Origin of the sequence: Duganella qianjiadongensis (assembly GCF_009857915.1) — a bacterium.
Taxonomy (GTDB): Bacteria; Pseudomonadota; Gammaproteobacteria; order Burkholderiales; family Burkholderiaceae_D; genus Rugamonas; species Rugamonas qianjiadongensis.
Map to the genome: position 1 here is coordinate 98,174 of NZ_WWCM01000008.1, position 21,757 is coordinate 119,930.

The 21,757-nt window shown below is 62.4% G+C and carries 18 protein-coding genes; 13 read left to right on the forward strand and 5 right to left on the reverse strand.

What is annotated here, in order from left to right:
- Window positions 1-49: 49 nt before the first annotated feature.
- A complete protein-coding gene (locus tag GTP27_RS13115) occupies window positions 50-1,180 on the reverse strand; it encodes a M14 family metallopeptidase (protein WP_161039625.1) in 1,131 nt (376 codons plus the stop codon).
- A 155-nt stretch (window positions 1,181-1,335) separates the two neighbouring features.
- Here GTP27_RS13115 and GTP27_RS13120 point away from each other — a divergent pair, with 155 nt between their 5' ends.
- Window positions 1,336-2,421, forward strand: a complete 1,086-nt coding sequence (locus GTP27_RS13120; protein ID WP_161039626.1) for a TRAP transporter substrate-binding protein — start codon at window positions 1,336-1,338, stop codon at window positions 2,419-2,421.
- 9 nt (window positions 2,422-2,430) lie between these two features.
- Here the strand turns inward: GTP27_RS13120 and paaX are convergent, their stop codons facing one another.
- Window positions 2,431-3,351, reverse strand: coding sequence for a phenylacetic acid degradation operon negative regulatory protein PaaX (gene paaX / locus GTP27_RS13125; protein ID WP_161039627.1), 921 nt, complete (start codon window positions 3,349-3,351; stop codon window positions 2,431-2,433).
- Window positions 3,352-3,542: 191 nt separating this feature from the next.
- On the opposite strand from paaX, the gene paaA reads away from it, so the two are divergent.
- The 11 genes from paaA to paaZ all read left to right on the forward strand — a co-directional run bounded on the left by paaA (window position 3,543) and on the right by paaZ (window position 14,189).
- On the forward strand, window positions 3,543-4,526 hold the full coding sequence (gene paaA, locus GTP27_RS13130) for a 1,2-phenylacetyl-CoA epoxidase subunit PaaA (protein ID WP_161039628.1): 984 nt from the start codon (window positions 3,543-3,545) through the stop codon (window positions 4,524-4,526).
- Between the two features lie 48 nt (window positions 4,527-4,574).
- Window positions 4,575-4,859: a 1,2-phenylacetyl-CoA epoxidase subunit PaaB gene (gene paaB, locus GTP27_RS13135; RefSeq protein ID WP_155432836.1), complete on the forward strand. Its 285-nt coding sequence runs from the start codon at window positions 4,575-4,577 to the stop codon at window positions 4,857-4,859.
- Window positions 4,860-4,871: 12 nt separating this feature from the next.
- Window positions 4,872-5,630 (forward strand): 1,2-phenylacetyl-CoA epoxidase subunit PaaC, encoded by a 759-nt coding sequence (gene paaC / locus GTP27_RS13140; RefSeq protein ID WP_161039629.1) that lies wholly within the window; start codon window positions 4,872-4,874, stop codon window positions 5,628-5,630.
- A gap of 10 nt (window positions 5,631-5,640) precedes the next feature.
- On the forward strand, window positions 5,641-6,204 hold the full coding sequence (gene paaD, locus GTP27_RS13145) for a 1,2-phenylacetyl-CoA epoxidase subunit PaaD (protein ID WP_161039630.1): 564 nt from the start codon (window positions 5,641-5,643) through the stop codon (window positions 6,202-6,204).
- 13 nt (window positions 6,205-6,217) lie between these two features.
- Entirely contained in the window at window positions 6,218-7,291 is a 1,074-nt protein-coding gene (gene paaE / locus GTP27_RS13150) for a 1,2-phenylacetyl-CoA epoxidase subunit PaaE (RefSeq protein WP_161039631.1), read from the forward strand.
- A gap of 42 nt (window positions 7,292-7,333) precedes the next feature.
- Window positions 7,334-8,125 (forward strand): 2-(1,2-epoxy-1,2-dihydrophenyl)acetyl-CoA isomerase PaaG, encoded by a 792-nt coding sequence (gene paaG / locus GTP27_RS13155; protein ID WP_161039632.1) that lies wholly within the window; start codon window positions 7,334-7,336, stop codon window positions 8,123-8,125.
- 2 nt (window positions 8,126-8,127) lie between these two features.
- Window positions 8,128-9,711 carry a 3-hydroxyacyl-CoA dehydrogenase PaaH gene (paaH, locus tag GTP27_RS13160; protein WP_161039633.1) on the forward strand — a complete coding sequence of 528 codons (1,584 nt, stop codon included), beginning with the start codon at window positions 8,128-8,130 and terminating at the stop codon, window positions 9,709-9,711.
- Window positions 9,704-10,168 carry a hydroxyphenylacetyl-CoA thioesterase PaaI gene (gene paaI / locus GTP27_RS13165; protein WP_161039634.1) on the forward strand — a complete coding sequence of 155 codons (465 nt, stop codon included), beginning with the start codon at window positions 9,704-9,706 and terminating at the stop codon, window positions 10,166-10,168. The genes paaH and paaI overlap by 8 nt, the downstream gene beginning before the upstream one ends.
- Before the next feature lie 126 nt (window positions 10,169-10,294).
- The gene (gene pcaF, locus GTP27_RS13170; protein ID WP_161039635.1) at window positions 10,295-11,500 is read left to right on the forward strand and encodes a 3-oxoadipyl-CoA thiolase; all 1,206 of its coding nucleotides are present in this window, start codon (window positions 10,295-10,297) and stop codon (window positions 11,498-11,500) included.
- A gap of 10 nt (window positions 11,501-11,510) precedes the next feature.
- Window positions 11,511-12,122 carry a phenylacetic acid degradation protein PaaY gene (gene paaY / locus GTP27_RS13175; protein WP_161039636.1) on the forward strand — a complete coding sequence of 204 codons (612 nt, stop codon included), beginning with the start codon at window positions 11,511-11,513 and terminating at the stop codon, window positions 12,120-12,122.
- Between the two features lie 15 nt (window positions 12,123-12,137).
- Entirely contained in the window at window positions 12,138-14,189 is a 2,052-nt protein-coding gene (gene paaZ / locus GTP27_RS13180; protein ID WP_161039637.1) for a phenylacetic acid degradation bifunctional protein PaaZ, read from the forward strand.
- Between the two features lie 61 nt (window positions 14,190-14,250).
- Here the strand turns inward: paaZ and GTP27_RS13185 are convergent, their stop codons facing one another.
- The 3 genes from GTP27_RS13185 to GTP27_RS13195 form a co-directional block, all read right to left on the reverse strand.
- Window positions 14,251-15,477 carry a M24 family metallopeptidase gene (locus tag GTP27_RS13185; RefSeq protein ID WP_161039638.1) on the reverse strand — a complete coding sequence of 409 codons (1,227 nt, stop codon included), beginning with the start codon at window positions 15,475-15,477 and terminating at the stop codon, window positions 14,251-14,253.
- A 152-nt stretch (window positions 15,478-15,629) separates the two neighbouring features.
- A complete protein-coding gene (locus tag GTP27_RS13190; protein ID WP_371865925.1) occupies window positions 15,630-17,876 on the reverse strand; it encodes a M4 family metallopeptidase in 2,247 nt (748 codons plus the stop codon).
- A gap of 183 nt (window positions 17,877-18,059) precedes the next feature.
- A complete protein-coding gene (locus GTP27_RS13195; protein WP_161039639.1) occupies window positions 18,060-20,606 on the reverse strand; it encodes a M4 family metallopeptidase in 2,547 nt (848 codons plus the stop codon).
- A 520-nt stretch (window positions 20,607-21,126) separates the two neighbouring features.
- Between GTP27_RS13195 and GTP27_RS13200 the strand changes: the two genes are divergently transcribed.
- Window positions 21,127-21,744 carry a hypothetical protein gene (locus GTP27_RS13200; protein WP_229633808.1) on the forward strand — a complete coding sequence of 206 codons (618 nt, stop codon included), beginning with the start codon at window positions 21,127-21,129 and terminating at the stop codon, window positions 21,742-21,744.
- Window positions 21,745-21,757: the final 13 nt, after the last annotated feature.

Sequence of the window (21,757 nt, forward strand, 5' to 3'; positions counted from 1 at the left end):
GCCGCCGCCGTGCAGCCCTGCCGTTAGCGCAGGGCCGGGTTCTATTTCTTTATTGCTGGGCCAGCAGCGATTGCAGTACGGGCTGCAATACGGCTTTACCCAGTTCGGCGCTGCGCGCACCGTTCCAGCCCGTCTCCGGATCCGGATCGTTGGCGTTGTCCTTGAACGGCATTTCCAGCGTCAGCGACAGGCAGCCGAAGGCGTGGGTGATGTGGGGCGAACCCATGCTCAGCGTCTCCGCCGTGTAAGGCGTTTTGCCGTAGCCGTATTCGTCCTGGAAGTCCGGGCTGGCGATCAGGAAGTTATCGATGAAGTACTGCTGCGCTTCGGCCTGATCCGGCGTGAAGTCAGGCAGCGATTCGCTACCGGCCACGAACACATAGGGCAGGCCTTCGTCGCCGTGCACGTCGAGGCACAGGTCGCAGCCGATTTCCAGCATCTTGTTTTTGACCAGATAGACTTCCGGGCTGCGCTCCATGGTGGGGTTCAGCCATTCGCGGTTCAGGTTGGCGCCGGCCGCATTGGTACGCAGATTGCCGCGCACCGAGCCGTCCGGATTCATATTCGGCACCACGTAGAACACGGCTTCCTTCAGGCACTGGCGGCCGAACGGATTGGCCGGATCGAGCAGCGCTTCGACCATGCCTTCGACAAACCACTCGGCCATGGTTTCACCCGGGTGCTGACGGGCGATGACCCACACCTTCTGCGCGGCTTCCGGATCGCCGATCACCAGCATGTTCAGATCGTGGCCATCGATGGTGCTGCCCAGATCGACCAGTTGCACCAGCGGCGACAGCTGGGCGTTGTCCAGCAGGGCCAGATGGCGTTCCCACGAATACGGCTCGAAGTAGGCGTAGTAGACGCTGTCGTACTCCGGCGTATGCTCTACCGTCATCACTTTGCCGTCGTAGCGGGTCGGCACGCGGAACCAGTTTTCGCGGTCGTAGCTGGCCACGGCATGATAGTCTTTCCAGCCGTCCGGATAGGCAGCGCTGCCGGCGTTGAGGAAGTTCATGGTCAGCGCGGTAGCTTTGGCGCCTTGCACGCGGAAGTAGAACCACTGGGTGATGTCGGCGTGCGAGTCCTTGCGGATGTTCAGGTCGATATGGGCCGGATCGTCGGCGCGGATCACTTCGATAGCACCAGCATCGAACTGCTGGCTGATTTTGATAGGCATGGCGGAATCCCGTAAATTCTGTGTTGTTCGGTGTGCACTTGTGGCGCAGTGCCGACATGATACAGGGTTGTGCGCTGCCAGTGCCGTTTCTGCAATTGCCAGCCCTTGCAACTGGTTCTACACTGGGTAGCCAAACTATCCCACAGGAGAACTGCATGCAACGTCGTTCCTTCCTCAAGCATGGCACGCTGACCGCCGGCGCGGCCACCGTGGCGGCACCCGCACTGGCGCAGGGCGGGCCGGCCATCAGCTGGCGCCTCGCTTCCAGCTTCCCGAAAACGCTGGACACCATCTTCGGCTCGGCCGAGCGCTTTACCAAACGGGTCGCAGAGTTGACTGGTGGCAAATTCGTCATCCGCCAGTTTGCTGCCGGCGAGATCGTGCCCGGCCTGCAGGTGATGGATGCGGTACAGGCAGGAACGGTGGAAATCGGCCATACGGCGTCCTACTATTATTTCGGCAAAGACCCCACGTTTGCCTTCGATTGCGCCGTGCCCTTCGGCCTCACCTCGCGCCAGCAGACGGCGTGGATGGATCAGGGCGGCGGGCGCGAGCTGCTGCGCGACTTCTTCAAAAGCCATGGCCTGATCAATCTGATGGCCGGTAACACGGGCACCCAGATGGGCGGCTGGTTCCGCAAGGAGATCAAGACGCTGGCCGATCTGAAAGGGCTGAAGTTCCGCATCGCCGGTTTTGCCGGCCGCACCATGGAACGCATGGGCGTGGTGCCGCAGCAGATCCCCGGTGGCGATGTGTACGCGGCACTGGAAAAAGGCACCATCGATGCGGCCGAGTGGGTAGGACCGTATGACGACGAGAAGCTGGGGCTGGTGAAAGTGGCGCCGCATTACTACGCGCCGGGCTGGTGGGAGGCGGGGCCGCAGCTGTCGCTCTACGTCAACATCAAGGAATGGGAAAAGCTGCCCAAGGAGTACAAGGCCGCCATCGAAGCAGCCAGCTTCGAATGCCACGTGGCGATGCAGGCCGAATACGATGCGCGCAATCCGGCGGCACTGGCGCGGCTGATCAAGAACGGCGCCAGGCTGCATACGTTCTCCAAGGAGATCATGGACGCCTCCTACAAGCATGCCTCCGATATCATGGAAGAGGAAGCTGCCCGCAATGCCGCCTTCCGCAAGATCTACGAGCCATGGAGAAGGTTCCGCAATGACCAGAACCAGTGGGCTTCGGTGGCGGAAGCGACCATGCAGAACTATCTGATCAGCGCTGTGCGCAAATAGCCGGCAGACTCAGTTCAGGCCGCCGAAGCGCTCGAAATAGGCTGCGGCGGCTGCCGGTGCAGCCGCATCCTCCTTCTGCAGGGCCGCATCGATATGCTGTTCGGCCGCGCCCTGCACGGCCAGATAGATAGCGCGTGCCAGCTCATAAGCCTGACTGCCCGGCCATGGCGCCGGCAGCAGTTCCAGCGGCAGCTGCGGATCGTGCAGCTGCACGCGCCGGTAGGCATGGATCACCAGTGTGCGCATGACAAAAGCCTGTTCCGGCGTGAATTCGCAGCCCGGCTGGCCGAGCATGGCCGCCAGCGGCGCAAAGCGGCGGATGAAATGGCGGTAGGCGTTCGCCACTTCGCTTAGGTCCCAGCCGCTGGCCAGCAAGTCGGTGAGCGGGCGGCCGCATACCTGGCGCAGCGCCTTGCCCTGTACCACAAACACTTTGCCGGCGATGTCGAGCCGCTGCAGCAGTTCGTCCAGCACCACGGCTTCCGCTGCCGGATGGCCCATGATGCCGGGCGCAATGGCGCCATAGCCTTCCCACAGCAATTCCTTGCGCAGCGCGCTGCGCTGGGCCGCGTTGAGGGCGCCATCGCCATTGATCACCAGCGTCCAGCTGCCGTCCCAGCGATGGTTGAGCGGGGCGTAGATGCGCCGGTAGGCGTGGGCGAAGCGCTGCATGGCCGGTGCCGTGATGGCGTAGGAACTACGGCGGCCATCGCGCTGCGCGCCCAGCCAGCCTTCCTGCGCCAGCCGGAATACGGAGGTGCGCAGCAGACGGTCGTTGACGCCGAACGGCGCCAGCAACTCGATCAGGCTGCCCAGCCAGACCATGCCGCCATGGGGCACGATGCTGTCGCCGAAGATGGTCACCACCAGCGATTTCGAGCGCGGCGGTTCAGTGGCGAGGAAGTCGTCTATCCAGTCTTGGCTATCCATGGCTTTCGGTGCTATCGGGCGGGTGCGGAAAAAAGCAGCAGTTTACTTGGCCTGCGGCGGGCTACTGAAAATATTTCATAAGCTTGCCTATAGGATACATGAAAATGATTTGAGTCAAAAAAATCGTAGTCATGCAAATATTTGTATCGTATTATGGCGTCATATAACACCAAAAGCATCAGGAGACAGCCATGTACGCACAGATGGTGGAGACCGGCTTGAATGCCGTGCGCTCGGCAGAGGATATGGCCGAGGACGAACGGGCGTTTCAGGCCCGCATAGACGCAGGCATCAAGATCGAGGCCAAGGACTGGATGCCCGAGGCCTACCGCAAGACCCTGATCCGGCAGATTTCGCAGCACGCCCACTCGGAAATCGTCGGCCAGCTGCCGGAAGGGAACTGGGTGACGCGCGCCCCTACGCTCAAGCGCAAGTCCATCCTGCTGGCCAAGATACAGGACGAGGCGGGCCACGGACTGTATCTGTACAGCGCGGCCGAAACGCTGGGCGTCTCGCGCGACGAGCTGCTCGAAGCTCTGCATAGCGGCAAAGCCAAGTATTCGAGCATCTTCAACTACCCCACGCTGTCGTGGGCCGATATGGGCGCCATCGGCTGGCTGGTCGATGGCTCGGCCATCATCAACCAGATACCCCTGTGCCGCTGCTCGTATGGCCCGTATGCGCGCGCCATGATCCGCGTCTGCAAGGAAGAATCCTTCCATGCCCGTCAGGGTTACGACATCATGCTGGCGCTGGCGCGCGGCACGCCCGAGCAGAAAGCCATGGCGCAGGATGCGCTGAACCGCTGGTGGTGGCCGTCGCTGATGATGTTCGGCCCGTCCGATGCCGCTTCCGTCAATAGCGCGCAGTCGAGCAAATGGCGCATCAAGCTGTTTTCCAACGACGAGCTGCGCCAGCGCATGGTGGATCAGACCGTGCCGCAGGCTGAATATCTGGGTCTGACCATCCCCGACCCTAACCTCAAGTTCAACGCCGAGACGGGCCACTATGAGTTCGGCGAGATCGACTGGACTGAATTCCACAGTGTCCTCAAGGGCAATGGCCCGTGCAACCGCGAGCGTCTGCGCACCCGCGTCACAGCGTGGGAGGAGGGCGAGTGGTTCCGCGATGCGCTGCAAGCCTACGCCGACAAGCACAGCAAGAAGGCAGCCTAGGCGCCAGCGTGCCCGGGCGGCAGAACAGAAAAATAATTGGAGACCAAGATGAGCAAACAATGGCCACTGTGGGAAGTATTCATCCGCAGCCAGCACGGGCTGGCGCACAAACACGTCGGCAGCCTGCACGCACCGGACGCGGAAATGGCCGTCAACAATGCGCGCGATGTGTACACGCGGCGCAATGAAGGCGTGAGTATCTGGGTGGTGCGCGCCGCCGATATCGTGGCCAGCAGCCCGGCCGACAAAGGCGCCCTGTTCGATCCAGCCAACAGCAAGGTGTATCGCCACCCGACCTTCTTCCCCATGCCGGAAGAAGTCAAGAACCTGTAAGCGGAGCGCAGCGTGGATAAGCACAACACCTTCGAATACCTGCTGCGGCTGGGCGACAATGCGCTGATCCTGAGCCAGCGTCTGTCGCAGCTGTGCGGCAAGGGCCCGGCCATGGAAGAAGACATGGCGCTGACCAATGTGGCGCTGGATCTGCTGGGCCAGACCCGCTTGTGGTATAGCTATGCGGGCGAGCTGGAAGGCGCAGGGCGCGACGAGGATGCGCTGGCCTTCCGCCGCGACGCGCACGAATTCCGCAATTGCCTGCTGCTGGAACAGCCCAACGGCAATTATGCCGACACCATGATGCGCCAGTTTTATTTCGATACCTGGCATTACTTCCTGATCGAAGGGCTAAACCGCAGCAGCGATACCCGTATCGCCGCCATTGCGGAAAAGTCGCTCAAGGAAGTCAGCTACCATCTGCGCCGCAGCGGCGACCTGATCGTGCGTCTGGGCGACGGCACGGACTTTAGTCACGCCCGCACCCAGGCCGCCGCCGAGGCACTGTGGATGTATAGCGGCGAGATGTTCGCCTACGACGCGCTCGATCAGGCCATGGTGGCCGCCGGTATCGCGCCGGACGGCGCCGAACTGCGCAGCCACTGGCTGGCCCACGTGGCTGCCATCTTCAAGGAAGCTACGCTCGCCATGCCGCCAGCCGATGCGTGGATGCAGAGCGGCGGCAAACAGGGCCGCCATAGCGAGCATCTGGGTTATGTGCTGGCCGAGATGCAGTTCCTGCAGCGCGCCTATCCGGGCGCCACGTGGTAAAGGTGGCGCCATGAACGCCAGCATAGCCAGCTTCGATGCAGCACAGGTGTGGCAATGGCTGGGCGCCGTGGCCGATCCGGAAATTCCTGTCATCTCTATCGTCGATCTGGGCATCGTGCGCGATGTGCAGGTGAGCGCCGACGGCAGCTGCACGGTGGTGATCACGCCCACCTATTCGGGCTGCCCCGCCATGCAGGTGATCGCCGACGCCATCACCGACGCCCTGCGCGGGCACGGCGTGCAGCAGATCGAACTGCGCAACCAGCTCTCGCCTGCATGGACCACGGACTGGATGAGCGCCAGCGGCAAGGCGGCGCTGCGCGGCTACGGCATTGCTCCGCCGGCCCAGCAGGTGATCGATATCAGCGGCCTGCAGCGCGGCGCTGCGCCTGCCGACAGCGCAGCGCGCGCGCATGCCGCCATTGCGCGCGGCGTGCCCGCACCGCAGGTGGCCTGCCCGCACTGCGGCTCGTCCCACACCGCCCTCACCAGCCAGTTCGGTTCTACCCCCTGCAAAGCGCTGTACAAATGTCTGGACTGTCACGAGCCGTTCGACTATTTCAAGTGCCATTAACGATTACCACATCATGAGCCAATTCCATACCCTGAGCGTTGCCAAGGTTAGCCACGAAACGCGCGATACCATCGCCGTCACCTTTGCCGTACCACCGGCCTTGCGGCAGGAATTCCGCTACCAGCAGGGCCAGCACCTGACGCTGCGCACCCATCTCGGCGGCGAGGAAGTACGCCGCTCCTATTCCATCTGTTCCAGCGTGCAGGAAGACACGCTGCGGGTGGCCATCAAGCGCATCCACGGCGGCCTGTTCTCCGGCTGGGCGCACGATGCGCTGCAGCCGGGCGTGACGCTGGACGTCATGCCGCCCATGGGCCACTTCAATCTGCCGCTCGATCCGGCCAGCCGCAAGCACTATCTGGCGGTAGCGGCAGGCAGCGGCATCACGCCCATCCTGTCCATCATCAAGACCACGCTGGAGACAGAACCGCACAGCAGCTTCACGCTGTTCTACGGTAACCGCGCTTCCTCGTCCGTGATCTTCAAGGAGGAACTGTCGGCACTCAAGGACACGTATCTGGAACGCCTGACGCTGGCCTACGTGATGAGCCGCGAACAGCAGGATATAGACCTGTTCAATGGTCGCATCACCGGCGAGAAATGCACCCAGCTGCTGCAGCACTGGGTAAAGGTGGACGATCTGGACGCCGCCTTTATCTGCGGGCCGGAAGACATGATGCTGGGCGTCTCGGCGGCGCTACAGCAAGCCGGCATGCCGAAAGCGCAGATCAAGTTTGAGCTGTTTGCCACCAATACCGCCCGTCCGGCTCAGCGCAGCAGCGAGCACACGGCCGAGCACCATGCCACGCAGGTCACTGTCATCATGGATGGCAACGCCAGCAGCTTCACCATGAATCAGGAGCAGGAATCGCTGCTCGATGCCGGCCTGCGCGCGGGGCTCGACATGCGCTACTCCTGCAAAGGAGGCGTATGCTCTACCTGCCGCTGCAAGCTGGTCGAAGGCAAAGTCGATATGGACGTGAACTATGCACTAGAAGACTACGAAATTGCCCGTGGCTTTGTGCTGAGCTGCCAGAGTTTCCCCGTCAGCGACAAGGTAGTGATCGACTTTGATCAGGCCGAATAGGTCGGGCCGAATAAATCAGGCTGCAACACATAGGGAGACAGCATGCAATACCAGAATATCCTGTTCAGCATCGAAGCCGGCATCGCCACGCTGACGCTGAACCGTCCCGATAAACTCAATAGCTTCACCCAGGCGATGCACGAGGAAGTGCGCCATGCACTAGCCTGCGTCCAGCAGGACAGTAGCGTGCGCGTGTTCGTGCTGGCCGCTGCGGGCCGCGGCTTCTGTGCTGGCCAGGACCTGTCCGACCGCGCCGTGGCCCCCGGAGCACCGGCCGTCGATCTGGGCGAGTCGGTCGAGAAAAACTACGCACCGCTGGTGCTGGCGCTGCGTGCCTTGCCCATGCCCGTCATCTGCGCGGTTAATGGGGTGGCGGCCGGTGCCGGTGCCAATCTGGCGCTGGCTTGCGATATTGTGGTGGCAGGGGAGTCTGCTTCGTTCGTCGAAGTGTTCTGCAAACTGGGCCTGATACCGGATACGGGCGGCACGTATTTCCTGCCTCGTCTGGTGGGCAATGCACGCGCCATGGGCATGGCCATGCTGGGCGAGAAAATTCCGGCCGCACTGGCCGAACAGTGGGGACTGATCTGGAAATGCGTAGCCGATGCCGAACTGGCGGGCACCGTGCAGGCCATGGCAGTGCATTTCTCCACCGCGCCAACCAGAGGGCTGGCCTTCACCAAGCGGGCCCTGTATGCCAGCCCGCAGAACACGCTGGCCGAACAGCTGGCGCTGGAAGCGGGCATGATGAGCGAGCTGGGACGCAGTGCCGACTACCGTGAAGGCGTGGCTGCGTTCATGGAAAAACGCGCGCCCCAGTTCAAGGGAGAATAAGCATGGCAGCACTGGATACCGCCCGTACCGTCGCCGTCATCGGCACAGGCGCCATGGGCGCAGGCATTGCGCAGGTGGCGGCAGTCGCTGGCTACACCGTGCGCCTGTACGATAGCCGGCCCGAAGCCGTCGCCAAAGCCATGTCCGATATCGCAGCGGCACTCAACAAGCTGGTGCAGAAAGAACGGCTGGGCGCAGTCGAGTGCGCGGCAGCCATCGCCCGCATCCACGCGGCGCTGAGTTTGAACGATGTGGCCGATGCCGGACTGGTGATGGAAGCCATCGTGGAGAATCTGGCTGCTAAGCGCGCGCTGTTTGGCGAACTGGAAAGCGTGGTCGCGGACGACTGCATCCTCGCTACCAATACCTCGTCGATTTCGGTCACGGCCATTGCGGCAGGCCTGAAACTGCCGCAGCGGCTGGTCGGCATGCACTTCTTTAATCCGGTGCCGCTGATGGCGCTGGTGGAGGTCATCAGCGGTCTGGCGACCGATGCCGCCGTGGCGCAAACCGTGTTCGACACCGCGGCTGCATGGGGCAAGCATCCCGTGCATGCACGCTCCACTCCCGGCTTCATCGTCAACCGCGTAGCCCGTCCGTTCTATGCGGAAGGCTGGCGTTTGCTGGGCGAACAGGCGGCTGATGCCGCCACCATCGATGCCGTGATGCGCGATGCTGGCGGCTTCCGCATGGGGCCCTTCGAGTTGATGGACCTGATAGGCCACGACGTGAATTTCTCCGTCACCCAGTCGGTATTCCAGGCTTATTTTAACGATCCCCGTTTCACGCCTTCGATCCTGCAACAGGAGCTGGTCAACGCTGGTTTCCTGGGCCGCAAATCCGGCCGTGGTCTGTATGACTACAGCACTGGCGCTGCGGCTTCGCTAGCAGCGCAGGCCGAAGGCCCGCAGCCTAAACCCGAATATGTGAGCTACACCGTGGCGCAGGGTGCCGAGGCCTCGCACCTGCTGGGCGCTGCCATCAGCGACGCATTGGCAGGACGTCTGCGCGCAGCGGGCATTCATGTCAACCACCGCAAGGCGCCTGAGGCTCGCGGCAACGGCATGCAGGATGAGGCTCCGGCCTTCCACTGCAATGGTGCCGCGCTCTACCTGACCGATGGCCGCACTGCCACCCAGCGCGCACGCGACAATCACCATCCCGATACGGTGTTATACGATCTGGCGCTGGACTACAGCAAAGCGCCACGTATTGCGCTGAGCTGCGCCGACCAGTGTTCGCCTGCGGCCTATCAGGCCGTGGTGGGCTTGTTACAGGCGGCGGGCTTTATCGTCACGCGGCTTGACGACGTGGCTGGCATGGCCGTCATGCGCACCGTGGCCATGCTGGCTAACGAAGCGGCGGATACGGTCAATCAGGGCGTGTGCAGTGCGCAGGCGGTCGATGCGGCCATGCAGAAGGGCGTCAACTATCCGCGCGGACCACTGGCGTGGGCCGATGCTATCGGCCTCGATCTGGTGGTGAAAGTGCTGGCTCATCTGGCAGCGGGCTACGGTGAAGACCGCTATCGGGTGTCGGCGCTGCTGCGCCGCAAACTGGCCGCAGGAGCGCGCGTCCATGGATAAGCCGCCCATCGATCTGCAGGCAGCACAGGCGCTGGCGGTCGCCGTGGGTGCAGCGCTGTTTGCGCGCGACCCGGCCTCTCAAGCACTCGGTATGCAGATCGCCGAAATGCGCCCCGGCTACGCCCGCATGACGATGACCATACGCGCCGACATGCTGAACGGCCACCAGAGCTGCCACGGCGGTTTTATCTTCACGCTGGCCGATAGCGCTTTTGCCTTTGCCTGCAATAGCCACAACATCAATACCGTGGGTGCGGCCTGCACTATCGACTATCTGGCGCCGGGCCGGCTGGGCGATGTGCTGACGGCAGAAGCAGTGGAGCAGGTGCAGGCTGGCCGCAGCGGCGTATATGACGTGGCCATCCGCAATCAGGAGGGACGCACCATTGCTCTGTTCCGCGGCAAGTCGCATCGGGTAGGCGGGGAGGTGCTGTCCTTTTCCGGGCTTCCGGTCTAAAACGGTCTAAAGCGCGCTAATCCGGTCTAGAACAGACTAATCGGCACTAGAACCTACTCGTAATAAACAACCCAGTATCTGCCAGTCTGACGTCAGAGCAGGCGGCAGCAGAATTCAGGAGACACTGTGAACGACGCATTTATCTGTGACGCTATCCGCACCCCGTTTGGCCGCTACGGCGGCGCACTGGCCAGCGTACGCCCCGACGATCTGGGCGCGCTGCCAATTGCCGCCCTCATGGCACGCAATCCGGGCGTGGACTGGAGCAAGGTGGACGATGTCTACTATGGTTGCGCCAATCAGGCCGGCGAAGACAACCGCAATGTGGCACGCATGTCCGCACTGCTGGCGGGCCTGCCGGTGGAAGTACCTGCTTCCACCATCAACCGCCTGTGCGGTTCCAGTCTGGATGCCGTGGGCATGGCCGCACGCGCCATCAAATCGGGCGAAGCACAGCTGGTCATCGCCGGTGGCGTGGAAAGCATGACGCGCGCGCCCTTCGTCATGGCCAAGGCCGATAGCGCCTATACACGCGCCGCAAAAATCGAGGACACCACCATAGGCTGGCGTTTCGTCAACCCGCTGATGAAGGCGCAGTACGGCATCGACTCCATGCCGGAAACGGCGGAGAACGTGGCACAGGAATTCGCCATCAGCCGCGCCGATCAGGATGCGTTTGCGCTGCGCAGCCAGCAGCGCTGGGCCGCCGCCCATGCCGCCGGTGTATTCCGTGACGAGATCGTGCCGGTCACCCTGGCGCAGAAAAAAGGCGATCCCAGAATCGTCGATACGGATGAACACCCGCGTCCGGACACCAGCGCAGAAATGCTGGCAAAGCTCAAAGGCGTGGTGCGTGCGGATGGCAGCGTCACGGCCGGGAATGCGTCCGGCGTGAATGACGGCGCTTGCGCCATCCTGCTGGCTTCCGCTGCCGCCGCCGAACAATATGGCCTGAAGAAGCGCGCCCGCGTGCTGGGCATGGCCACTGCCGGTCTGGCGCCGCGCATCATGGGCTTCGGCCCTGCGCCTGCATCGAAAAAAGTACTGGCGCAACTGGGCCTGAATATCGGCCAGATGGATGTGATCGAACTGAACGAAGCCTTTGCCGCGCAGGGGCTGGCCGTGACCCGCGATCTGGGACTGGCCGACGATGCCGCCCATGTGAATCCGAATGGCGGCGCGATTGCCATCGGCCATCCGCTTGGCGCTTCCGGTGCGCGGCTGGTGCTGGCTGCCGTCAACCAGCTGGAACGTACAGGCGGCCGCTACGCGCTGTGCACCATGTGCATAGGCGTGGGGCAGGGCATCGCTGTCGTGATCGAACGCGTCTGAAGGAGCCCGCATGGTCAAAGTCTATGAAATCAACGGCGTCACGCCGGTGGTCCACCCCACGGCCTATGTGCATCCCAGCGCCGTGCTGATCGGCGATGTCATCGTCGGCCCGCGTTGCTACATCGGCCCGCTGGCATCGCTGCGTGGCGACTTCGGCCGCCTGATACTGGAGGAGGGCGCCAACCTGCAGGACACCTGCGTCATGCACGGTTTTCCCGGCGCCGACACGGTGGTGGAGCAGGATGGCCACATCGGTCACGGCGCCGTGCTGCATGGCTGCCGCATAGGCCGCAATGCGCTGGTGGGTATGAACAGCGTGGTCATGGATAACGCCGTGATCGGCGCGGAAAGCATAGTGGCTGCCATGAGCTTTGTGAAAGCCGGCATGGAAGTGCCGCCGCGCAGTCTGGTGGTGGGATCGCCTGCCAAAGTGGCGCGATCGCTGCGCGACGATGAAATTCAATGGAAGAGCGCCGGTACGGCGCAGTATCAGGAGCTGGCGGTGCGCTCCATGCTCACCATGCGCGAAACGGTGGCACTGACGGAGCTGCCGCCGCAGCGGCCACGCATGCAATGGGATAGCGCACTGCCACTGCACCTGCACAAAAACGCCTCGGCATAAAAACGGAGACACACGATGACACAAGTAGCAACCCTGCAAAGCTTTATCGGCGGGCGCTGGATCGGCAGCGAGGCTGCCCTACCCCTGCGCGGAGCCTTGAACAATGCGCTGATCTATCACACCCACGCCGAGCAGATCGATTTCGATGAAGCCGTTACCTACGCCCGCAAGACCGGCGTGCCGGCGCTGATGCAGATGGATTTCCAGCAGCGCGCCGCACGCCTCAAGGCACTGGCACTGTATCTGCTGGGCCGCAAGGAAGAACTGTATGCCATTTCCCACCTGACCGGCGCCACCCGCGCCGATAGCTGGGTCGATATCGAAGGCGGCACCGGCACCCTGTTCGCCTATGCCAGCATGGGCAGCCGCGAACTGCCATCCTCGAACGTGCTGCACGAGGGGCCGGCCATGGCGCTGGGTAAAAGCGGTGGCTTCGCCGGTACCCACATACTGGTGCCGCGCGGCGGTCTCGCTGTGCACATCAACGCGTTCAACTTCCCGATCTGGGGCCTGCTGGAAAAGTTTGCGCCGAGTTTTCTGGCTGCCATGCCATGCATAGGCAAGCCTGCCACGGCCACCAGCTACCTGACCGAAGCGCTGGTGCGCATGATGCATGAATCCGGCCTGCTGCCGGAAGGCGCGCTGCAGCTGGTGATAGGTTCGACCGGCGATCTGCTGGAGCGCGTCAATGGCGCCGATGTAGTGACCTTTACCGGGTCGGCAGATACAGCGGCCAAATTGCGCGCACACCGTAACCTGATCGCCAATTCCGTGTCCTTCACGGCGGAAGCCGATTCGCTCAACTGCGCAATTCTGGCACCCGATGTCACGCCGGACGATGCGGAGTTCGATCTCTTCATCAAAGAAGTGGCGCGCGAAATGACGGGCAAGGCGGGCCAGAAATGTACCGCCATCCGCCGCATATTAGTGCCGCAAGCGCTGGTTGACGCAGTCGGCACGCGCCTGCGCGAACGGCTGGCCAAGGTCAGCGTGGGTGATCCATCGGTGGAAGGTGTGCGCATGGGCGCGCTGGCATCGAAAGATCAGCAGCGCGATGTGGCTGAACGCGTGGCCTTGCTGGCACAGGGTAACGAAGTACTGTTCGGCGAGCGCGATGGCTTCCATCCTGTCGGCGAGGGCGTCAGCGAAGGCGCATTCCATGCGCCCACGCTGCTGCTGTGCCGCGACGGCATGCGTAACGACGCCGTGCACGACGTGGAAGCCTTCGGCCCGGTCAGCACCATCATCAGCTACAACGGTATCGAACAGGCCATGATGCTGGCGGCGCGTGGCCGCGGTTCGCTGGTGTCCACGCTGGTAACGCGCGATCCCGCCACCGCCGCGTATGCCGTGCCGATGGCCGCAGCCTCGCATGGCCGCGTGCTGATACTGGAGCGGGAAGCCGCGGTCGATTCCACCGGCCACGGTTCGCCGCTGCCCCAGCTGAAACACGGCGGCCCGGGCCGCGCCGGTGGCGGCGAAGAACTGGGCGGCATCCGCGCCGTACGTCATTTCCTGCAGCGCGCTGCCGTACAAGGCTCCCCCACCATGCTGGCCGCCGTTACGGGGGAATACGTGCGTGGCGCCAGGGTGCAGGAAAGCGAGCAGCACCCGTTCCGCAAATATTTCGAAGACCTGAACATGGGCGACTCGCTGCTGACCCACCGCCGTACCGTCAGCGAAGCCGACATCGTCAATTTCGGCGGCGTGTCGGGCGATTATTTCTACATGCACTTCGACGAGATTGCCGCCAAAGACACCCAGTTCGGCAAGCGCATCGCCCACGGCTATTTCGTGCTGTCCGCCGCTGCGGGCCTGTTCGTTTCGCCGGCACCGGGGCCGGTGCTGGCCAACTACGGTCTGGATAATCTGCGCTTTATTACGCCGGTAGCCATCGGCGATACCATCCGCGCCCGTCTGACCTGCAAGCGCAAGGTGGACCGCAACCGTACCGACGACAAGGGCATAGGTCAGGGCGTGGTAGCGTGGGATGTGCAGGTCACCAACCAGAACGACGAACTGGTAGCCAGTTACGACATTCTGACGCTGGTGATGAAGCGGCACTAGGCCGCTTGATGAGGCGTGCAGCACGTGCCTTAACGGGCACTGCTGCACAATTTGCGCTGGCCTACTTATTCAGACCGAACGGATCATCGATGCTGTGTGCCGGTTCGGTGAACCATTTCGGACCGTTCTCGGTCATGTAGAAATGGTCTTCATGGCGCACGCCGAATTCGCCCGGTATGCAGATCATCGGCTCGTTCGAGAAGCACATGCCCACATCGAGCGGCGTCTTGTCGCCACCCACCAGATACGGCCATTCGTGGATGTCGAGACCGATGCCATGGCCGGTACGGTGCGGCAGTCCCGGTAGCTTGTAGCCGGGGCCAAAACCGTCTGCTTCCAGCGAACGGCGCGCCGCCGCATCCACTTCCTCGCATGGCACACCCAGTTGCGCAGCATTGAAAGCCGCCTGCTGGGCAGCCTTCTCGCTGTTCCACACGGAGCGCTGACGCTCGCTCGGCGTACCGTACACATAGGTGCGGGTGATGTCGGAAATGTAGTTGTGCAGTTTGCAGCCTGTGTCGATCAGCACGGTGTCGCCTTGGCGCAACGTTTGCACATAGCTCACGCCATGCGGGTAGGCCGTGGCTACACCAAACAGCACGATTACGAAATACGAACCGGAAGCACCCACCTTGCGATGCGCGAGGTTGATAAATTCTTCCACCTCGGTGGTGGTGATCCCCTCCCGCAGGATGCTGGCGGTGGCCACATGCACGGCCAGCGTCATGTCCTTGGCGCGCTGCATCAGGGCGATTTCATTTGCTGATTTGCGCGTGCGGCAGTGCGCTGTCACCTTGCGTGCGTTTTCCAGCGTGTAGCCTTCTGCCAGCGGGCGGATGCCGTCGTAGATGAAGAAGGCGGCACTCTCGCAGATACCGATGCGCGGCGCGGCAGCACCTGCGGCCGGTGCAATGCCCATGCGCTGCAGCGTATCGACGAACAGCTGGTAGGGGCTCTCGTGCTCGTGCCAGGTGTTGACGCGGCCCTCCACCAGCATGAAGTCTTTCAGCGTACTTTCTTCAAAAGCGGGGGCAATGTATTCGACCGCGCCGCTGGCCGGCAAAATAGCGCCCACCATGCGTTCGCTCGGATACCAGCGCGTGCCGGTGAAGTACATCAGATTGGCGCCAGCATTGATGTAGATGGCGGCGACGCCCTGCGCTTGCATATAGGCCTGCGCCTTGGCGATGCGCTGCAGGTGTTCGTCTTTGCCGATGGGGACAGCGCCCGCCGTCATGTCCGACAGGGAGGCCAGCGCCTCTTCGATGGTTTTTCCACCTATGGTCATTTTTATATCCCTGAGTTAGATCGCTGAGTAGAACGCCGGTAAGCGTCAGGCGGGGATGATATCAGCTTTATGCCAGCAAGCCAGTAACCGCAAGCCTTGCTGGCATTTTTGGTATGCCGATTTCGGCATCGGCCTGTGATGCGGATTTCCCTCTACTCGGCCAGCAGGCTAACTTTGTCGATGACGAAGTAAGTGGGCTTGGAACTATCCTCGTGCATGGCAAAACTGAGTGTTAGCGTCTTGCCCTTTTGCGCCAGCACGTCGAAGCTGCGTATCTGGTAACCCGCAGTCGCATCTTTGTTGCTGTAGCGCGCTAGTGTACGCACTACCTTGCCCGCACTATCCTTGAACGTGACGGTAAGCTGGTCATAGGCCACGGCATGGACTTCCTCCGTTTCGATATGCGTGGCAAAGCTCAGCACGGCCCGCGTGGCACCGGCCGGTATGCTGACGCTCTGCGTCAGTGTCTGATTGGTGGTGCGGCCCTGACCGCCCATGCGGGCATAGCGTGTGCCTTCGAACGCCGCCTGCGCGGGATCGCTGCCTATGGTGGCTGTATTGCCATTCCAGCCCGTTATGCCGTCTTCGAAGCCACCATTGACGATGCGTTCCATGCTTTGCTGGCCGCCGCCGTCACTGGCGCCGGTTTCGTCGACATCGGCGCCGACGTTGATCGCTGCATAGGCCCGCTGCACGGCGATGGCTTCCTTCGAGTTGGCGCCATACAGCTCCTGCGCCGCTTCCAGCACCTTGGTCCGCGCATCGGCATAGCCGGTGGTGGAGGTGAATTTGGTGGTGAGCGCCTTGAACCAGATGCGATACGCCTTGTCGCTGCCTATGCCGTGCATGGCGGCCGGTGTACGGGTCAGGAATTTGCTGTAGAAGTCCGAGGCAGGATCAGCCTTGGAGCCTTGCGCCAGGAAGTAGAACATGCGGTTATTCGGGCCGCTGGAATAATGCACGTCGAGGAATTTGAGCGAACTGCTCCACGCATCGGGACTGCTGCCATCCTTGCTCGGGCGGTACATCCAGCGCAGCGGCTGGCCGGTCTTGCTGATCTCCGTACCCATCATCCAGTCATTGCCGCTGGCGGGAATGAGGTTGCCGGTGCCGCCAGCACGCGCGTAGGCTTCCACCATCTCGCCGCCGATATCGGAATTCGATTCGTTCAGGCCGCCCGACTCGGCCGCATACACCAGATCAGCCGTGGCAGCGGTGACGCCATGCGACATTTCGTGGCCGATCACGTCGATGGCGCCCAGACTGTTGAAATGGCTGCCATCGCCGATGTACATGCATTTGCAGCTGTCGTCGTAAAACGCATTGTCGTAGCTGGTGTCGACATGGGCGGCGATATAGGTGGCGGTGTTGTTGCCATCGAGCGAATGCCAGCCCAGCGCGTTGCGGTTGGCGTCATAGGTATTCATCAGCCCCCACAGGGCATTGACCGCGGCAGTCTGGCCGTTGGCGCTGGTGGTGCTGCCACCGTTCACATACTGCTTGCCGTCGCCCCAGGTGTTGCTGCTATTGGTGTAGATGCTGCCGGGGTCAGGGTTGTCGGCCGAACTGTGATTGGCATTGGTGATGGCCATGCCGCCGTATCTGCCGCCCTTGCCGCGCGTGGTATCGAGCATCTGGAAACCGCCGGCGACGGCGCTGGTATTGATCGGTACCACGCCGTTGTACTGGCTGTTGCCGCTGCCGACTACGGTCTTCAGCGCAGGCCACTGGGCCAGTATGGCGCCCGTATTGGCATCGACGATGGTGTCGTAGTACACCGGCTTGTTATCCTGCGCCATGCGGGTTTTGACGTAATAGGCTAGCGCATAGCGCTCTATCACTTCCTGCAGATCGGCGGCATTGAGTTCGATCTCCTGTTTGCTTTGCGCTGCCGGAACGCGCACGCTGCGGGCTATCGGAAAGATCAGCAGCTCGGCGCTGGGCGGCCAGCGGTCCGTGCCGCGCGGTGCCACCGAATTGGCGGCAATGCGGATCGCGTCGGCGGCGCTGATGGCCGGTACCGTCGGCGCTACGGCCAGCGGCGCCAGACTGTTACCGGGCCCTACGCGGCGGTCCGTGGTGGTGATGCCGACCACGCTGCCCACCGTATCCGTCACCACCACCGACTCCGAGCCAAAGATGCGCAGTCCCTTGTAGGTGTGCTGGGTACGCACAATTTTCTGTCCGGCCGCGCCCGGATGCTGGCTGGCGAGGCGCACGCTCAGTTCGGGCGGCAAGCCCTGCGCCGCATCCATGGCGGCGAGGCGGGTCAGCAGGGTGCCGCTTTGCTGCGGCGTGAGTGTGGTGATGGGTTGTCCCATCATCTGGGCACCAGCGCCGTGAGCGCTGAAGGCGGCAGCGAGCATGGCGCACATCGCGCGCCGGTAGTGTAGCTTCATCATGGTCTCCTTCGATCAGCATGTCCGGCGCACATCGGCTGATGGCGCCGCTTCCGTGGGGCGGATAGATCACGCTAGATCGGCACGGCGCTCAGGGTTCTGTCGCATATCAACAAGTTGGCGCTTAGCGCTGGCGCTGCGCCGGTAGCGGCCGGCCCTTTGCAGGCACGGCCGCGCTTTCGCTTACTGGGTGAGCAGGCTGACCTTGTCGAGCACGAACGATGTCTGCAGCGTAGAGTCTTCCGTCATGCTGAACGACAGCGTCACCGTCTGACCCTTGTAAGGCAGCAGGTTGAAGCTGCGCGTCTGGTAGCCGCTGGCTGCGTCCGTGTTGGAATACGAGGCTAGCGTGGCCAGCGTCGTCCCGCTGCTGTTTTTGATGGCCACTATCATCTTGTCATATGCCTTGCTGCCAGATTCGGCGGTGTCGATATGCAGGGCAAAACTCAGCGTGGCGCTGCTGGCGTCGCCGGGTATGGTCAGCGCCTGGCTCAGGGTCTCGGTAGTGCTGCGGCCATTCCCGCCCAGCCACGCGTACTTGCTCCCCTCAAAGGCGCTCTGGCCGCTGAAGCTGCCGATGACCCCTGTGGTGCCGCTCCAGCCGGTGGCGCCGGCTTCGAAGCCGCCATTGCTCACCCGCTCTTTCACGGCGCTGCTGCCGACGCTGAGGTTGGCCCGGGCCGAGCTCACGCTCTGTGGCGGCGACGAGGCATCACGTATGGTGGCGTAGAACACCGCGCCATCGTCGCCCGCCTGCGCCGGGAAGGAATAGCTTGCCGCGGTCGCGCCACTGATCGCGGCGTCATTGCGGTACCACTGGTAGGTGTAGGGCGGCGTGCCGCCCGCGGCGGCAACGCTGAAGCTGGCGCTGGCACCGGCCGCCACGCTGATGCTGGCCGGCTGTGTGGTGATGGCCACCGACCCGCCGCCACCCGCTTCATCGATGTCGCTGCCCACATTGATTGCTGCATAGGCGCGCTGCACGGCGATGGCTTCACGCGAGCCGGTGCCATACAGTTCCTGTGCGGCCGCCAGCACCTTGCTGCGCGCATCGGCGTAATTGGTGGTGGAAGTGAACTTGGTGGTCAGGGCAAGGAACCAGATACGGTAGGCTTTGTCGCTGCCGATGCCGGTCATGGCGGCAGGGCTCTTGACCAGAAATTTCGAGTAGTAGTCGCTCGTGCTACTGGCGCTGGAACCTTGCGACAGGAAGTAGAACATGCGGTTGTTAGGGCCGCTGGTGTAGTGCACGTCCAGATTTTTCAGGCTGCTGCTCCAGGCGTCCGGGCTGCTGCCATCTTTGCTGGGCTTGTACATCCAGCGCAGCGGCTGGCCCGTCTTGCTGATTTCTTTGCCCATCATCCAGTCATTGCCGCTGGCAGGAATCACGCTGCCGCTGCCCCCCGCGCGTGCATAGGCTTCCACCATTTCGCCGCCGATATCGGAGTTGGATTCGTTCAGGCCGCCGGATTCGCCGGAGTAGACCAGATTGGCGGTGGATGCGGTGACGCCGTGCGACATCTCATGGCCGATCACGTCGATGGCACCCAGGCTGTTAAAGCTGGAGCCATCGCCGATGTACATGCACTTGCAATCATCGTCGTAGAAGGCATTGTCGTAGTTGTTGTCCACGTGGGCCGCAATATAGGTGGCCGTGTTGTTGCCGTCGAGGGAATGCCAGCCTAGCGCATTTTTCAGCGTGTCATAGGTATTCATCAGGCCCCACAAGGCGTTGACAGCGGCAGTCTGGCCGTTGGCGTTGGTGGTGCTGCCGCCCGCAACGTACTGTTTGCCGTCACCCCAGGTATTGCTGCTATTGGTGTAGATGCTGCCGGGACTGGGCGAATTGGCGGAACTGTGGTTGGCATTGGTGATGGCCATGCCGCCGAATTTCCCGCCCGTACCGCGCGAGCTGTCCAGCATCTGGTAGGTGTTGCCGGTCTGGCTGGTATTGATGGGCACTGCGCCGTTGTACTGGCTGTTGCCGGTGCCGACCACGGTTTTCAGTGCCTTCCAGCGTGCCAGCACAGCGCCTGTTGTGGCATTCACGATGACGTCGTAGTAGAGCGGCTTGCCTTCGCTGGCCATGCGCAGCTGGACGTAGTAAGCCAGCTCGTAATGGTCTATCTGCTCTTCCAGATCGAGCGCATTGAGCGATTTTTCTGTCTTGCCGGCGGCGCTGGCAATGCGCACGGTTTTCATCACCGGATAGATCATCAGCTCGGCGCGCGGCGCCCAGCGGTGCACGCCGGCTGGCGCCAGCGTCTGTACCAGCTGGTTAATCGCGTCGGCGCTGCTGATGGCGGGTGTGGTGTCGAAGGCGGTGGGGCGGGAAGCACGCCCGGTACTGTCAGCCTGCTCGGGTGTGGGGCCGTCCAGCGCAGTGCGGCGGTCGGCCACGGAGGTGCTGAGTATCTTGCCGCTGCTGTCGGTGAGCACTACAGACTCCGAACCGAAAATAGGCAGGCCGGCATAGGTGTGCTGGAGGCGGACGATTTTTTCGCCATTCAGGCCGGGATGCTGGCTGTCGATACGCATACTGTGTGAGGCGGTCAGGCCGCTGTCGGCATCGCGTGCCATTAACTGGGCCAGCAGGCCCTGATTTTCCTCGGGCGTGGCCTTGGCCACGGGAGCGGACATAAGCTGGTTTGCCATGCTGGCGGATGGCAGTGCCAGAACGGGCAAGCTTGCAACGATAGAGGCAGCGAGTACAGTCTTAGGTAGATTCATCTCTTCTCCATGGATACGCGGTTAATGGTCGACTCTTCATCCCTGCAGGCGGGCAGCGCGTGCTGTGCTGCGCATTGATTCATGCTGGTTAGCAGGTGGCGCGACACTATTCCTTTGCTTGCAGCAAAGTCAAAAAAAATCGAAAAATAGTCAGGTCTTGCGCGTTGTTCCAAATCGGACTATTCCCTGCAGGCATAAGGGCTTGCTTTCGGGCGCGATTGTGCTTGCGCTACCAGAAATTCGCTGTGTCGAGTAAAGAAATGAAGGTGTCTTGAGTTGCGTCAATCGCTGTTAGCTCAGCTCTTGTGCTTCTGGTGGCTACACAACAGGTGATCTGCAAGCGCGTCCATGCACGCTTGCAGATCCGGAAACATGGGACTTAAAATGGCGTGCGCCGGTTCAGTCCGTCAGGGCCCCGCATGAAGCGGGACAGCAAGTTTTTTATACGATAGAGGTTCGCGCCGGCGCGGGCCGGGGAGTGGATATGCTTTCGGTTGCAGCCAGGGTTGAACGCATTGTCATGGATTCCCAGTTTCTGGTGGAGGGCTTGCGGCGTAATCTGATCAACCTATCAGAACTGGCGCGCCAGTTGCAGCCGCAGCTGGAAACCGATCTGTGGAAGCCGGTAGGGCAGGCTGCCGTGGTGATGGCGCTGCGGCGCGTGACCAAGCGCCTGCCGGCAGTGGACCGGCCCGCAGCAGCGCCGGGACAGAAGACAGGCGAACTGACCACGCGCACCGATCTGAGCGAATATACCTACCGCCATTCCGATACGCTGGCCGCTGGCCATCGCCAGTTACTGGAACGTATGGCCGTGATGGACTCGGCTTTCGTGATGGTGACGCGCGGCGTGAATGAGCTGATGGTGATCTGCAACCGCAGCGCGCAGCCCGTGGTTGAAGAAGTGTTTGCCGGCCAGTGCCTGCGCGCCCGTCAGGATGGCCTGACGGCGCTGACCCTGCACTTCAATGGCGGTCAGCGCTGCGGCCCCGGCATCTACCAGTCCATACTCAGCCAGCTGGCATGGGAGCAGATACAGCTGGTTAATCTGATCTGCACCTACACCGAGTTGACACTGCTGATGGAACCGGGTCAGACGGCAGCGGCCTACACGCTGCTGGCGCAGACCCAGGCCTGATACTGATACTGAA

Bases quoted from the DNA above. Each gene is read 5' to 3' on its own strand.
- GTP27_RS13115 (WP_161039625.1), bottom strand. From the start codon at position 1,180: ATGCCTATCAAAATCAGCCAGCAGTTCGATGCTGGTGCTATCGAAGTG.
- GTP27_RS13120 (WP_161039626.1), top strand. From the start codon at position 1,336: ATGCAACGTCGTTCCTTCCTCAAGCATGGCACGCTGACCGCCGGCGCG.
- paaX (WP_161039627.1), bottom strand. From the start codon at position 3,351: ATGGATAGCCAAGACTGGATAGACGACTTCCTCGCCACTGAACCGCCG.
- paaA (WP_161039628.1), top strand. From the start codon at position 3,543: ATGTACGCACAGATGGTGGAGACCGGCTTGAATGCCGTGCGCTCGGCA.
- paaB (WP_155432836.1), top strand. From the start codon at position 4,575: ATGAGCAAACAATGGCCACTGTGGGAAGTATTCATCCGCAGCCAGCAC.
- paaD (WP_161039630.1), top strand. From the start codon at position 5,641: ATGAACGCCAGCATAGCCAGCTTCGATGCAGCACAGGTGTGGCAATGG.
- paaE (WP_161039631.1), top strand. From the start codon at position 6,218: ATGAGCCAATTCCATACCCTGAGCGTTGCCAAGGTTAGCCACGAAACG.
- paaG (WP_161039632.1), top strand. From the start codon at position 7,334: ATGCAATACCAGAATATCCTGTTCAGCATCGAAGCCGGCATCGCCACG.
- paaH (WP_161039633.1), top strand. From the start codon at position 8,128: ATGGCAGCACTGGATACCGCCCGTACCGTCGCCGTCATCGGCACAGGC.
- paaI (WP_161039634.1), top strand. From the start codon at position 9,704: ATGGATAAGCCGCCCATCGATCTGCAGGCAGCACAGGCGCTGGCGGTC.
- paaY (WP_161039636.1), top strand. From the start codon at position 11,511: ATGGTCAAAGTCTATGAAATCAACGGCGTCACGCCGGTGGTCCACCCC.
- paaZ (WP_161039637.1), top strand. From the start codon at position 12,138: ATGACACAAGTAGCAACCCTGCAAAGCTTTATCGGCGGGCGCTGGATC.
- GTP27_RS13185 (WP_161039638.1), bottom strand. From the start codon at position 15,477: ATGACCATAGGTGGAAAAACCATCGAAGAGGCGCTGGCCTCCCTGTCG.
- GTP27_RS13190 (WP_371865925.1), bottom strand. From the start codon at position 17,876: ATGAAGCTACACTACCGGCGCGCGATGTGCGCCATGCTCGCTGCCGCC.
- GTP27_RS13195 (WP_161039639.1), bottom strand. From the start codon at position 20,606: ATGAATCTACCTAAGACTGTACTCGCTGCCTCTATCGTTGCAAGCTTG.
- GTP27_RS13200 (WP_229633808.1), top strand. From the start codon at position 21,127: ATGGATTCCCAGTTTCTGGTGGAGGGCTTGCGGCGTAATCTGATCAAC.